12 protein-coding genes are annotated in these 13,160 nt (G+C 56.7%); 2 read left to right on the plus strand and 10 right to left on the minus strand.

Features of this window, described 5'->3' with window-relative positions; all coding sequences use genetic code 11:
• Positions 1-176: ATP-binding protein (locus tag SOP97_RS10800; RefSeq protein ID WP_322949275.1), on the plus strand; the 176-nt coding region annotated here is incomplete at its 5' end.
• Between the two features lie 161 nt (positions 177-337).
• Here the strand turns inward: SOP97_RS10800 and SOP97_RS10805 are convergent.
• Positions 338-1,768, minus strand: coding sequence for an IS1182 family transposase (locus SOP97_RS10805; RefSeq protein WP_322949206.1), 1,431 nt, complete (start codon positions 1,766-1,768; stop codon positions 338-340).
• Between the two features lie 431 nt (positions 1,769-2,199).
• Here SOP97_RS10805 and SOP97_RS10810 point away from each other — a divergent pair, with 431 nt between their 5' ends.
• Positions 2,200-3,774: a protein kinase domain-containing protein gene (locus SOP97_RS10810; RefSeq protein WP_322949207.1), complete on the plus strand. Its 1,575-nt coding sequence runs from the start codon at positions 2,200-2,202 to the stop codon at positions 3,772-3,774.
• 528 nt (positions 3,775-4,302) lie between these two features.
• Here SOP97_RS10810 and SOP97_RS10815 read toward each other — a convergent pair.
• From SOP97_RS10815 to glcF, 9 genes are all read right to left on the minus strand, one after another.
• On the minus strand, positions 4,303-4,800 hold the full coding sequence (locus SOP97_RS10815) for a TerB family tellurite resistance protein (protein ID WP_322949208.1): 498 nt from the start codon (positions 4,798-4,800) through the stop codon (positions 4,303-4,305).
• A 132-nt stretch (positions 4,801-4,932) separates the two neighbouring features.
• A complete protein-coding gene (locus SOP97_RS10820) occupies positions 4,933-5,205 on the minus strand; it encodes an HU family DNA-binding protein (protein ID WP_136663630.1) in 273 nt (90 codons plus the stop codon).
• A gap of 186 nt (positions 5,206-5,391) precedes the next feature.
• Positions 5,392-6,540, minus strand: coding sequence for an NAD(P)/FAD-dependent oxidoreductase (locus SOP97_RS10825; RefSeq protein WP_274088014.1), 1,149 nt, complete (start codon positions 6,538-6,540; stop codon positions 5,392-5,394).
• A gap of 152 nt (positions 6,541-6,692) precedes the next feature.
• Entirely contained in the window at positions 6,693-6,860 is a 168-nt protein-coding gene (locus tag SOP97_RS10830) for a rubredoxin (RefSeq protein ID WP_274088015.1), read from the minus strand.
• Positions 6,861-7,042: 182 nt separating this feature from the next.
• Entirely contained in the window at positions 7,043-7,210 is a 168-nt protein-coding gene (locus SOP97_RS10835) for a rubredoxin (RefSeq protein ID WP_090250760.1), read from the minus strand.
• A 149-nt stretch (positions 7,211-7,359) separates the two neighbouring features.
• On the minus strand, positions 7,360-9,063 hold the full coding sequence (locus SOP97_RS10840) for an L-lactate permease (protein WP_274088016.1): 1,704 nt from the start codon (positions 9,061-9,063) through the stop codon (positions 7,360-7,362).
• A gap of 214 nt (positions 9,064-9,277) precedes the next feature.
• Positions 9,278-11,449, minus strand: a complete 2,172-nt coding sequence (locus SOP97_RS10845; protein ID WP_322949209.1) for a malate synthase G — start codon at positions 11,447-11,449, stop codon at positions 9,278-9,280.
• Positions 11,450-11,528: 79 nt separating this feature from the next.
• On the minus strand, positions 11,529-11,930 hold the full coding sequence (locus tag SOP97_RS10850) for a heme-binding protein (RefSeq protein WP_274088018.1): 402 nt from the start codon (positions 11,928-11,930) through the stop codon (positions 11,529-11,531).
• Positions 11,931-11,942: 12 nt separating this feature from the next.
• Positions 11,943-13,160, minus strand: coding sequence for a glycolate oxidase subunit GlcF (gene glcF, locus SOP97_RS10855; RefSeq protein ID WP_274088019.1), 1,218 nt, complete (start codon positions 13,158-13,160; stop codon positions 11,943-11,945).

Below are 13,160 nucleotides of genomic sequence, written 5' to 3' on the forward strand. Positions count from 1 at the left end.
CGACCATCGTTACCAGCCAGATGCCGGTGGACAACTGGCACGAGCTGATCGGCGACCCGACCCTGGCCGACGCCATCCTCGACCGCCTGGTGCACAACGCTTATCGGATCAATCTGAAGGGTGAATCAATGCGCAAACGGACGCAGAAATTGACGACGCCGGGCACCTCAGACTAACAATGCCACCCCTGCGTCGCTGCGCTCCGACTGCCTGTCCGAATGATCGTGGAACAGGTGTCCGGATCAGCGTGGGCTGAGTGTCCGAATGGCGTGGAATCCGCAGTCAGAGCGTTTATGAAGCGCTTTGGCACCTCTTGGAGCAGCAAAAGCTGGGGCTTTTACGCCGTCATCGCCTTCAACAGACCTTCGGTGCCGATGATTTTCATCACCCGTTTCAAGTTGTAGGCCAGCACATTCAAGCTCATCTCCGCACTCACCCCGTTCAGCTTTCGGGTCAGGAAGTGCGTTGCGCCCATCCATTGCTTGAGCGTGCCGAAGGGATGCTCAACAGTCCGTTTTCGAACCCGCATCATCTCTGGTGCTTGGTTCAACCGGCGCTGCATTTCCTCCAGCACTGCTTCATGCTCCCAGCGCCTTACTCGACGATTTGTGCTTGGTGTGCACTGGGTTTTCAGCGCACAACTCTGGCACTTAGAACTCCAGTAACAGTGCATATTCATGCCTTTCTCAACGCTGGAGAATCGCCAGATCAGTGCCTCTCCCGCCGGGCAGGTGTATTCGTTTTTCGTCGGGTCATACACGAAGGCATCTTTATTGAATCGGCCATCAGCCTTGGCGCTTGAAGTCAATGGCTTAGGCACGTAGGCCGTGATGTTTGCGTCGTGACAGGCAAGGATCTCTTCACCCTTGAAGTAGCCTCGGTCAGCCACCACGGACAGCGTTTCTGCGCCGATGGCTTCACGAGCCTGCTTCGCCATTGAACTGAGTTGGTCGCGGTCTGAACCGCTGTTGGTGACCTCGTGAGCAACGATCAGGTGGTGCTGCGTATCGACAGCCGTCTGCACGTTGTAGCCGACGATACCGCTGCCGCGCGTCATCATCGAACGGGCATCCGGGTCGGTCAGCGAAACCTGTTTATCAGGGGAATCGTTGAGCTGAGTTTCGATCCCTTGAAGCTCTTTCATATGCGCTTTTAGCTTGGCAATCTTATCTTCCAGGCTGGCAGTGTCTGGCGCGGAGGCGCTAGGAATCTGTCGATCAGCCGCATCGAGCACAGCCAAATAACGGCTGATGCTCGCCTCGATTTCTTCCATACGCCGCTTCAGTTTGGCGCTGGTGAAATTGCGGTCACGGTTGTTCACTGCCTTGAATTTGCTGCCGTCGATGGCAACCAAGTTTTCGCCAAACAACCCCAACTGCTGGCAGAGCAAAACGAACTGGCGGCAGACGCCGCGAATGGCCTTGCTGTTATCTTTTCGGAAGTTGGCGATGGTCTTGAAATCGGGCATCAATCGCCCGGTTAACCACATGAGTTCGACGTTGCGCTGAGCTTCTCGCTCAAGACGCCGGCTCGATTGAATGCGGTTTAGATAGCCGTAGATATAGATCTTCAGCAGGATCGAAGGGTGGTAAGCCGGTCTTCCGGTTTCGGCTGGAATGACGCCATCAAAACCTAGCGTGGCTAGGTCGAGTTCATCGACGAAAACGTCAACCACCCGAACCGGATTGGTATCGCTGACGTAGTCGTCGAGGCTTTCGGGAAGTAAGGTGCTTTGACCTCGGTGTTCACCCTGGATAAACCGTTTCATGGGCGTCCCATACGCTGAGATTCTCGGAAATCATAGCAAGGGTTTACCGGTGCGTTTTTACACACTCTGGGGCGGAAGCTGCCGCTCATCAAGGTTTTCCATTAAGCGTTAGCTCCCCTTCGCGAACAGCTGTTTCCGGCCAACTCCAGCCCGATGCTACTGGCGACACCCGGCCAAAAGCAGCCGTTCAAATTCGTTAAAAAAACTGAACGCGATAGCGGCCGTTCACAAGTGGCAGTTGTTGGGTAGAAGCGATCAATAGCTGGGATGTATGAAAATAGCGCCAATTTCTGTGCTGCTGTGGAAATGGGAAAGGCGCTTGCGGGGTGAAACCAAGGAGTAAGGCTGCGTTGAGACGATATTATCGATGCGCCTTTTTTGCAGAGTATCGGCTTATTATCAATCCAGCCAACTACAAGAGAATGAGTCGCATGGATATGGATGAAAACTTGAAGGAATATTTGGAATCCTGCTTATTTAAAGGAAGGATAGTTGACCGTCGCAAAGGGCGAGGAGGGTTGGTTTATATTGTGGAGCAAGGAAATATCTCTCCGAGCCGAGTGGCTTATAAGACCATCAAGGAGTTTGAATGCAACACGACAGAGCACGTTGATGGCTTTATTCGTGAAACACACAATTGGGTGGAGTTTTCTGGCCATTATTCAATAATTTCGCCACATTTTATAAAGATGTATCAAGGGGTGCCTCTGGTTTGCATGCCCTACTGTGACGGGGATCTTCGTGGCTTGATCAAACTGAAGCCTGATATTATTGCCGTCATAAATATTGCCCTTCAAGTCATGAAGGGAATGATGGTTGCGATTAGCCGTGGAATGGAATATCACCAAGACATAAAGCCTGAGAATATTCTTTATTCGGATTTAAGTCGGATTTTTCATGATTTTCCTCCATCACATGTCGATCCTTCCGTGAGGTATTCGGTAAAAATTGCTGATTTCGGTGTAGCTAACGCATGGTTTAATGATTACTTAGGCGGAACTAATGCATACAAAGCGCCTGAGCAATATGTTGTGGATAAGGCGAGGTCGTTCGCTCCTGATATTTTTGCGGTTGGGGTAGTAATTTCTGAACTATATCAAGGCTACCATCCCGCAGTGCAATCCTCAGACATTGATCCTGGAAAAAAGTGGAAGGGTTCCAAGTTAAAAAGATGGGCTCAAGGTGGTGTCAGAAATTTCGCTGAACCACAGTCCTCTACAGCGAAAGCACTAGTAGAACTTTTAGGCGAAATGCTCTCCGCCGATCCTAATGCACGGCCTTCATTTGCTAGATGTTACGAAAGATTGGCAGAGATGCTGAAAGGGCTCAGTCCGACAACTCTTGAGCAAATGGAATTACTATTTGATTACTATGATTGCAACGCAAATCATAAAAGCCTGGAGTCAGGGTTGCATGCGATGTTAAAGCTCTTGGCGATCCCTAGTAAACGGGAGTTCTTGAGGGATAAATTATCGAACGATTTGAGTCTATGTTTAAGAAAGGATTTAGGAAATTTAGAAAATTTGTTTGAAGTGCATTTTATAGCGAACGCGTTGCAGGAAGCATGCATTGGGAAAGTCGAAGGTGTTCAGCGAGAGCTGTTAGTCGAGGCTTCCAGAGCAGTTGTGTTGTTTTTTCTGTCATCCTGCGAATTGATTACCTGTGGTGATCTTTGGTCGACGCCTGCATTCAAAGAGTTTAACCCAGTTAAGTTGGGAAGTGACCTGGAGGCAAGGACGGACATACTTTTCACAAGTATTGATCGGCTTGTTTATTTAAATTCATACGACCAAGAACTAAGGCGGCAGGTTGAGTCTGGCGGTAGTCAAATTCAAGCTTGCATTTTAATGAAGAAGGCATCGGGTGAATGGGTTGCGCAAAGATGGAGTAATGCGCTATCGCTGCTAGGTCAAGCTCGTTTGTTAGCTACCCCTGAACCGGAGTTAGAAAAGCTTTATAAGACTTGGCAATCAATGGAAAAGTATTGCTCTGAGTGGGGGAGCTAAGCGCCTCGAAAAATATTTCTTAAATTCTTCGACCGAATAGAGGCGTCACTGGGACAGACCAAACATTTTAAATCCTATGGGTTCTCCATGATGGAATAGAAGTCACTTAGCATTTGAACCACCGCATCAGTAGAACAAGGTAAATGGCTCGGTGGCAAATGAGCTTGAACGGATAATTTTGAATCGCTCCTAGTTTCGTAGACATCCGACGACTTCTTCTGGCCGGAAGCAGCCGATATAAAGCTGGATATAGCTTCATCGGCGATGGAGCCACCAAAATCCAAAAATGGACACTGGCACCCCACTTCTTAAGCAAGAATATTGCATTGCAGGTACACAGTTTTGTGCCGATAGCTGCTAGATATGAACGGCATTAGTCGCCCAAATGCAGCCCACAAAAGGTATCTTCGAAACTAGGAGCTATTAATTTAGCTTGTTTGGCATGGCACATGCACTCCTGCTTTTCTTTAGCAGTCGCCCTCAATATCTAGGGGTATCGAGGGCAAGGTGAAAAACTCCCGAGCACTACTAGCTATTAATCATTTCATTTATATCCGCATCGTCGAACCCAAGAATTTTTCCGACTTGCTTAATATACATCTTTTCGGTGATATGGAACTTTCCGTCAACTTTCGCCAGCGCAACCATATCCGTAATTAGCGCTATCGCATCTGCCGGTGAGGCTGCAATGGCGTTAATACCATCCAGCTTGCTATCCGTGCTTGATATGTCAGAAATCAGCGATAATTTGTCTTCTGCTGAGAGTGCGCTCGATTCAATCATCGAGGATAGGAATTCCAACTCTTCCTCTTCGGACTTCCCATCAACCTTCATAAGATTTGAAAGCGCTTTTATCTTATAAAACTCGAGCGACTTTGCTTCTTCAATGCTTTCAGTTTTTTCTGCGTTTAAAGGCGCGACGATTTCTATGTCGGCGATCCCATCATCAAAAACAATTTCGGAAGAAAATATTTCGTGGGCTTTTTTGCCAATTCGGCGTGTCAAATAATTTGTCCAGGCAGCCATGGCCGCAGCGCCAACGCCAGGAAGCCATTTAATGAAACACTGTTTCGATATTTTCACTTACCCCAGATAGTGCAAAGCCCCGATTCTCGGGGCTTTGCAGAACTTATCCACAGAAAATGAAACACTCTCTGTTTAATTTACAGCATCTTTCAGGGACTTACCCGGTTTGAAAGCGACGGTGTTGCTGGCCTTGATTTGGACCGGTTCACCCGTTTGAGGGTTTTTACCGGTGCGAGCACCGCGGTGGCGTTGCACGAATGTACCGAAGCCCACCAGAGTAACGCTGTCCTTACGGTTCAGGGCGTTGGTGATTTCTTCGAGTACCGCGTTAAGTACACGGTTTGCCTGATCTTTAGTCAGATCCGCCTTATCGGCGATGGCGGCGGCGAGTTCCGGTTTACGCATAAATGCCTCTTTACGGTTTTTTGTTGTTGTGTCCGGGCTGCTCTGCGCGAGCAGATACCAAGGCGCCGCAACAGCTCTAGGCTGCGGCAGACTGAGGGAGAATGGCATGGCATTGGGCCCTGCGCCAGTCTTGTCAGACAGTTAAGCCGCGCAACTTTATGGCATACCCGACAGAACAGCCGCCGTTTATGCCAATAGCGCCGGCAGGCGCTTATTCAAGGCCAATTTGTCCTGAACGGCCGCACCGGTGAGCGCGTAACCCAGCAGTGCGCCGCTGCTGTCATGGCACAGCGCTTTGATGTCCGCGCCACTGCCTTCAACGCTCCACTCGCCTTGCAGGCCGTGCGGTGGCGGCGACACGACCAATGGGCAAACCGGGGTTTTAACCGTTACCGGCATAGGGCCATAGCTCACTGCGCTGGGGTTACCGGCCAAGGTTTGGGCCAACGCACGGGCGCTGACCATCAGCGGCATGACGTAGAGCAGGTTGATCCCATCCACCTCGGCGCAGTCGCCCAAGGCATAGATATTGGCGTGGGAGGTGCGCAATTGGCGATCGACTACCACGCCGCGATTGGTTGCCAGCCCGGCAGCTGCCGCCAGGTTGATGCGTGGTCGTAAGCCCACCGCCGACAACACCAGATCACAGTTGATCAGCGTGCCATCGGACAGCTGCGCTGCCAGCCCATCGCCCTGGTGATTCAGGCTGGCCAGCACGGGGCCAAGGTGAAAGCGCGCGCCCAATCCCTCCAACCCGGCTTGCACGGCGGCGGCAGCAGCCGGATGCAGCAAACCGGGCATGACCTGCTCGCAGGGCGCCACCAGCTCAACCTGATAGCCGCCTAGGATCAGGTCATTGGCAAACTCGCAGCCGATCAGCCCGGCACCCAGCAGCAGCACCCGTTGCTTGCCGGCCGCAGCCGTGCGAAAGCGCGCGTAATCTTCCAAGTCATTGATCGAGAAGATCGAGTCATCAGCATCACCGGGCACCGGCACGCGAATCACCTCGGCGCCCAAGGCCAGCACCAGGTCGCGGTACGGTACGGCCTCTTCACCAATCCACAGCTGCTGGTGGCCGGGGTCGATCCCGCTGATGCGGGTGTGGGTGCGCACTTCCGCCTTGAGCTGCTCGGCCATGGCGCCCGGCTCAGCCATGCTCAGGCCATCGGCGTCCTTGTTTTTGGCAAAGCCGGTGGACAGCATCGGTTTGGAATACGAGCGGCCATCATCGGCAGTGATCAGCAGCAGCGGGGTTTCGCTGTCCAGCTTGCGAAATTCACGGGCCAGGTTGTAGCCGGCCAGGCCGGTACCGACGATGACGACAGGTGCGCTCATGTTGCATTCCTCACACGGGCCGGCGCAGGGCGGCGGCCATAATTGATTTTCGGACGTGCCGATCAAACTCTGCTCATGATCTGGCGAGCGAGAGTCCTGCAAGTTCGTTGTTAAGGCCGCGGGCTGACGCGCCGCGGATCATGCACGGGCTATCAGGCGATTTCGATCATCTCGAAATCCTGCTTGCCGACGCCGCAATCGGGGCACAGCCAATCGGCGGGAATATCTTCCCAGGCGGTGCCAGGGGCGATGCCTTCTGCGGGTAAACCGAGGGCTTCGTCATAGATAAAACCGCACACCACACACTGCCACTTACGCATAACCACCTCGCCGCTCATCCAGCTCGTTCGGGGTAATCAGTATGGGCACTCACTAAACAAAACGGCGACCCTTAGGTCGCCGACGCGCAGCCTTAACTTAGAACCTGCTTCAGATTTCGCGAACCCGCGCGAGGCCATTCCTAACGCTGCAGCGCCGACGCGCATCAGATCGGAGAGGGCTCTTAGCCGATTTCGATCATTTCAAAATCCAGCTTACCGACGCCGCAGTCAGGGCACAGCCAGTCTTCGGGGACATCCTGCCACAACGTACCGGCGGCGATGCCGTCATCCGGCCAACCCTGGCTCTCGTCGTAAATCAGTCCACAGACCACACATTGCCACTTCTTCATAACTACCTCAGGAGATCACACGGCTATCGCGCTGCGGAAACTACCGTATATACGCAGGTGCGCCAAGCCGCAGGACGAGAAAGGCCGCCTCGTGGGCGGCCAATCAAAATAAGCGTCTGCCCGCCACATGACGGGCAGAACATGGGGTATTAACCCGCCGCGTGCATCAGCGGATCACCAATCCCCATGCCGTACATGGCAATCATGGTGATGCTACCAGCCGCTACGAGGTAGTAGAGGGTCGGCAGAATGGTTTTGCGCAGGGTGATCCCTTCGCGACCCAGCAGACCCACAGTGGCCGAAGCCGCTACCACGTTGTGAATGGCAATCATGTTACCTGCCGCCGCACCCACCGACTGCGCGGCCACCATCATCGCGCCCGAAACCCCAAGCAAGCCTGCCGCGTTGAACTGGAACTGCGACAGCATCAGGTTGGACACGGTGTTGGAGCCGGCGATAAAGGCACCCAAGGCACCCACAGCCGGCGCGAAGAACGGATAAACCCCGCCCACGCTGTCTGCCACCAGCTGCGCCATAGCCACTGGCATGGACACCAGGTCCGCACCGTTGACGCCGGAGTTGATCAGAATCCGCACCATCGGAATGGTGAAGATCAGCACGAAGCCCGCGCCCAGCAAGGTACGGCTCGACTCATTGATCGCAGCACCCAGCTCGGACAGACGCATGCGGTGCAGCAGTGCGGTCACCAGCACCACCATGCACAGGATGCCGCCCGGCAGGTACAACGGCTCAAGTTTGCCGGAAATACCCGTCTCACCGAGGATGTCGATCCAGCCGATGCTGACCGACAGCAGGGCCGCCTTCAGCTCAGGGAAGACCCGCGACGCCACCAGGAAGATCGCCAGCAGCACGTAAGGTGCCCAGGCCATGCGCACGGAGATCGGCGTTTTACCGGCGATGTCTTCGAGCTTCATCTCGATCTTGCCCATCCACTCGGCTGGCCACTCGCTGGCCGGCGCAAAGTCCCAGGCGGTCTTAGGCAGCAGGAAGCCTGCCTTGGCGGCAGGGATGACAATCGCCAGGCCGACCATCGCACCGATCATCGACGGGAATTCCGGACCGAGGAAGACGCCGGCGGCGATGTAAGGAATGACGAAAGCCAAGCCAGTGAAAATGGCAAACGGGGCCATTTCCAAGCCTTCTTTCCACGACTGATTCTTGCCGAAGAAGCGCGTCATGATCGACAGCATGATCAGTGGCATAAAGATGCCGATCAAACCGTGAGTAATCGCCACGCGCGAGAAGATCAGGTGGAAGAACACCTCCCAGCTACTGCCCACTGTGGCCAGTTGCGCACTCATACCGGCCTGATCCAGACCGCCGGCAACGCCGACCAGGATCGGTGTACCCACCGCGCCGAAAGACACCGGCGTGGATTGCACCATCATGCCCAGTACCACTGCCGCCAGCGCTGGGAACCCCAAGGCCACCAACAGTGGCGCCGCAACGGCAGCCGGCGTACCAAAGCCCGAGGCGCCCTCGATAAAGCAGCCGAACAACCAGGCCACGATCAGCGCCTGGACCCGACGGTCCGGGGTGATGGTAGCGAAGCCACGACGGATGGCGGCAATGCCACCGGAATGTTTAAGGGTGTTGAGCAACAGGATCGCGCCGAAGATGATCCAGAGGATCGCGGCGGTGAGAATCAGGCCTTGCAGGCTGGACGCCAGCACCCGATTGAAGGACATATCCCAGGCCGTCAGGCCAATGATTGCGGTGAGCAGAAAGACCACCGGCATGGCGTACTTGGCTGGCCAGCGAAAGCCGATCAGCAGCACACCCGCCAGCACCAAAGGCACAAAGGCCAGTATCGACAGCAGTGTTTGACTCATGTGTTGGTTCCTATTTTTTATTGTGAACCAGAATATCCCGGGAAGACCCGGCGCCACGCACGTAGACCTGCCGAGTTGGTCGAGCAACACTCAGCCAACCCTAAGCAGCCCCCCTGATGCCGGTACGCAGTAACTCGTACCTGCATCAATGCTCAATCGCCCCGGCAGGTTGAGCCTGACGGGGCGGTTTATTAATCGAGTCTAGCCAGCCCTCTTATTGCTTGAAACGCAGACGCCACGCATGCAGCAGTGGTTCGGTGTAGCCACTCGGCTGCTCACGCCCTTTGAATACCAAATCACTGGCGGCCTGGAAGGCTGCAGACTGAGCATAGTTGGTTGCCATCGGCCGGTAAGCCGCATCGCCGCTATTCTGCTGATCGACCACCTTGGCCATCCGCGCCAGACTCTCACGCACCTGAGCCTCGTCGATAACCCCATGGTGCAACCAGTTGGCAATGTGCTGGCTGGAGATGCGCAGCGTCGCACGGTCTTCCATCAGGCCCACGTTGTGAATATCCGGCACTTTGGAGCAACCCACGCCCTGCTCCACCCAACGCACCACATAACCGAGGATGCCCTGGCAGTTGTTGTCCAGCTCTTCCTGAATCTCGCTAGCGCTCCAGTTACGCTCGGCGGCCACCGGCACGCTGAGTAGATCATTCAGCAGGCTGTCACGCTGGCTGTTGAGGTCGATGGCTTCCAGTTCACGCTGCACCGCTTGTACATCCACCTGGTGGTAGTGCATGGCATGCAGGGTGGCGGCCGTCGGCGACGGTACCCAGGCGGTGTTGGCACCGGCTTTGGGGTGGCCGATCTTCTGTTCCAGCATGGCGGCCATCAGGTCCGGCATGGCCCACATGCCCTTACCGATTTGCGCCCGACCACGCAGGCCGCAGCTCAAACCCACCAGCACGTTGTTGCGCTCATAGGCCTGAATCCAGGCGCTGCTTTTCATGTCGCCCTTACGCAACATGGCGCCCGCTTCCATCGCGGTGTGCATCTCGTCACCGGTACGGTCGAGGAAACCGGTGTTGATAAACGCCACCCGCGCGCTGGCAGCGCCGATGCAGGCTTTGAGGTTGATACTGGTGCGCCGCTCTTCGTCCATGATGCCCATTTTCAGGGTATGACGCGGCAGCTGCAGCAGGTCTTCAATACGCCCGAACAGCTGATCGGCAAAGGCCACTTCGGCCGGGCCGTGCATCTTCGGCTTAACGATGTAGACGCTGCCGGTACGCGAGTTGCCCTTACGCTGCAGGTCATGCAGCGCGCACAGGCTGGTCATCACGCCATCGAGAATGCCCTCGGGGATCTCGTTACCCTCGCCATCGAGAATCGCCGGGTTGCTCATCAGGTGGCCGACGTTACGCACGAACAGCAACGAACGACCGTGCAGCGTCAACTCGCCACCATCGGCGGCGGTGTAGGTGCGGTCCGGGTTGAGGCGACGGACGATGCGCTTGCCGCCCTTCTCCAATTCTTCGCTGAGGTCGCCCTTCATCAGGCCGAGCCAGTTGCGGTAAATCACCACCTTATCGTCGGCGTCGACCGCTGCCACGGAGTCTTCACAGTCGAGAATGGTCGACAGCGCCGACTCGATCAGCAGGTCTTTGACCCCTGCGGCGTCGGTGGCGCCAATCTGGCTGCTGGCATCGATCTGGATTTCCACATGCAGGCCGTTGTTCTTCAGCAACACGGCGGTCGGCGCGCTGGCCTCGCCCTGATAGCCGATAAACTTAGCAGCCTGGGCCAGGCCCGTTTGGCTACCGTCTTTCAGGCTGACGTGCAGCTGACCAGCAACCACTTGATAGCCGGTCGAGTCGACGTGCGAGCCCTTGGCCAACGGCGCAGCCTGATCGAGGAAGGCACGGGCAAAGGCAATCACCTTGTCACCACGCACCTGGTTGTAGCCTGAGCCCTTCTGCGCGCCGCCGTCTTCGCTGATCGCATCGGTGCCGTACAGGGCGTCATACAGCGAACCCCAGCGCGCGTTGGCGGCGTTCAGCGCGTAGCGGGCATTCATTACCGGCACCACCAGCTGCGGGCCGGCCTGGCTGCTGATCTCGCTGTCGACGTTGGCGGTGCTGGCTTGCACGCTGTCGGGTTGCGGCAACAGGTAGCCGATGGATTCGAGGAAGGTGCGATACGCCGGCATGTCGCTAATCGGCCCTGGATGCTCGCGGTGCCAGGTGTCCAGCTGGACTTGCAGGGCATCACGCTCGGCCAGCAGTGCACGGTTCTTCGGCGCCAGGTCATGTACCAGGGCGTCGAAACCCGCCCAGAACGCCTCGCGCTCAATACCGCTGCCCGGCAGCACTTCCTCGTCGACAAAACGTTGCAGATTGGTGGCCACTTGCAGGCGCTGGCAGTTCACGCGATCGGTCATTTTCCCACTCTCCAAAAATCAGTACAGGTGTGGCGCTAGGCGCCTGGCGGCTCACTGAGGAACCGCCTCGCGAGGCGAATCAGCTCAGTGCGGCAACGCCGGCTTTGGCCACTTGTGCATCCTGGTCAGCCTTGACCCCAGACACACCGATTGCGCCAACCACTTGGCCGTCAACAATCACCGGCACGCCGCCTTCCAGCGAGGTCACCAGTGGTGCGGACAGAAAAGCCGTGCGCCCGCCATTGACCATGTCTTCAAAGCCCTTGGTCTCACGACGACCGAGGGCGGCGCTGCGGGCTTTTTCGCTGGCAATGTAGGCACCAATCGGCGCGCAACCATCGAGGCGCTCCAGGGCCAGCGGGTGACCGCCGTCATCGACCACGCTGATGGTCACGGCCCACTGGTTCTTCTCGGCCTCGCTGCGGGCAGCAGCGAGCATGCGGCTGACTTCGGTTTGGCTCAATATAGCTTTGCTAAGCATGCTGTTCTCCAATTAATTCAGGGCTTCTTCGACGAGTTCGATCCAGTGCCGCACAGGCGTGCGACCGGCGCCGTCGAGGTGGGTTTGGCAGCCGATGTTGGCGGTGACGATCACCTCCGGCTTGCCGCTTTCCAGGGCATTTAATTTGTTGTCACGCAGCTGCTTGGACAGCTCCGGCTGGGTCAGCGAGTAGCTGCCGGCAGAACCGCAGCACAGGTGGCTGTCGGGCACGGCCGTCAAGTTGAAGCCCAGGCGCGCGAGCACGCCCTCGACCGCACCGCCGAGCTTCTGCGCATGCTGCAGCGTGCAGGGGCAATGGAAGGCCAAACGCTTGTCAGCCTGCACATTGAGCTGTTCCAGGGGCTCGGCGCTGAAGACCTCAATCAGGTCCTTGGCCAGTTCACTGACGCGCTGGGCCTTCTCGGCATAGGCCGGATCCTGCGCCAGCAGGTGCCCATAATCCTTGACGAAGGCACCGCAACCGCTGGCCGTTTGCACGATGGCCTCGGCGCCCTGCTCGATGGCAGGCCACCAGGCGTCGATGTTCTGTCGGGCACGTTGCAGCCCCTGCTCTTGGGCATTCAAGTGGTAGTCCACCGCGCCGCAGCAACCGGCTTCATTGATCGGCGTAACGCTAATGCCCAAGCGATCCAGCACCCGCGCCGTGGCGGCATTGGTGTTGGGCGCCAGGCCAGGCTGTACGCAGCCTTCGAGCATCAGCACACGGCGCTCATGGCGCGGCGCAGGGCGTGGCTTCGCGGCATTTACGATGCGCGGCAGCTTGCTCTTGAGACTCGCCGGCAACATCGGACGGAACACCTGGCCGATCTGCACCAGCCCCTTGAACAGAGCCGCGTTCGGCACCACGGCGCGCAAGCTTTCACGCAGCGCGCGCTGGGCCAACGGGCGCGGTACGGCGGCATCCACCACGGCGCGGCCGATATCCAGCAGGTTGTGGTACTGCACACCCGACGGGCAGGTGGTTTCACAGTTACGGCAGGTCAGGCAGCGGTCCAGGTGCAGCTGGGTCTTGGCGGTAACTTCGTTGCCTTCCAGCACTTGCTTGATCAAGTAGATGCGCCCGCGCGGGCCGTCCAGCTCATCACCAAGCAATTGGTAAGTCGGGCAGGTGGCGTTGCAGAAACCACAATGCACGCAGCTGCGCAGGATGCGTTCGGCTTCCTCGGCGCGCGGCAGACTTTTGGCGTGTTCACTCAGATTAGTCTGCAC

It is taken from the genome of Pseudomonas spirodelae (assembly GCF_034653255.1).
GTDB lineage: Bacteria > Pseudomonadota > Gammaproteobacteria > Pseudomonadales > Pseudomonadaceae > Aquipseudomonas > Aquipseudomonas spirodelae.

What these genes read in the sequence shown, in the direction of transcription:
- SOP97_RS10805 (WP_322949206.1), bottom strand. Translation starts at nt 1,768, where the DNA reads ATGAAACGGTTTATCCAGGGTGAACACCGAGGTCAAAGCACCTTACTT.
- SOP97_RS10830 (WP_274088015.1), bottom strand. Translation starts at nt 6,860, where the DNA reads ATGCGTAAGTGGCAGTGTGTGGTGTGCGGTTTTATCTATGACGAAGCC.
- SOP97_RS10845 (WP_322949209.1), bottom strand. Translation starts at nt 11,449, where the DNA reads ATGACCGATCGCGTGAACTGCCAGCGCCTGCAAGTGGCCACCAATCTG.
- SOP97_RS10810 (WP_322949207.1), top strand. Translation starts at nt 2,200, where the DNA reads ATGGATATGGATGAAAACTTGAAGGAATATTTGGAATCCTGCTTATTT.
- SOP97_RS10825 (WP_274088014.1), bottom strand. Translation starts at nt 6,540, where the DNA reads ATGAGCGCACCTGTCGTCATCGTCGGTACCGGCCTGGCCGGCTACAAC.
- SOP97_RS10835 (WP_090250760.1), bottom strand. Translation starts at nt 7,210, where the DNA reads ATGAAGAAGTGGCAATGTGTGGTCTGTGGACTGATTTACGACGAGAGC.
- SOP97_RS10850 (WP_274088018.1), bottom strand. Translation starts at nt 11,930, where the DNA reads ATGCTTAGCAAAGCTATATTGAGCCAAACCGAAGTCAGCCGCATGCTC.
- SOP97_RS10820 (WP_136663630.1), bottom strand. Translation starts at nt 5,205, where the DNA reads ATGCGTAAACCGGAACTCGCCGCCGCCATCGCCGATAAGGCGGATCTG.
- SOP97_RS10840 (WP_274088016.1), bottom strand. Translation starts at nt 9,063, where the DNA reads ATGAGTCAAACACTGCTGTCGATACTGGCCTTTGTGCCTTTGGTGCTG.
- SOP97_RS10815 (WP_322949208.1), bottom strand. Translation starts at nt 4,800, where the DNA reads ATGGCTGCCTGGACAAATTATTTGACACGCCGAATTGGCAAAAAAGCC.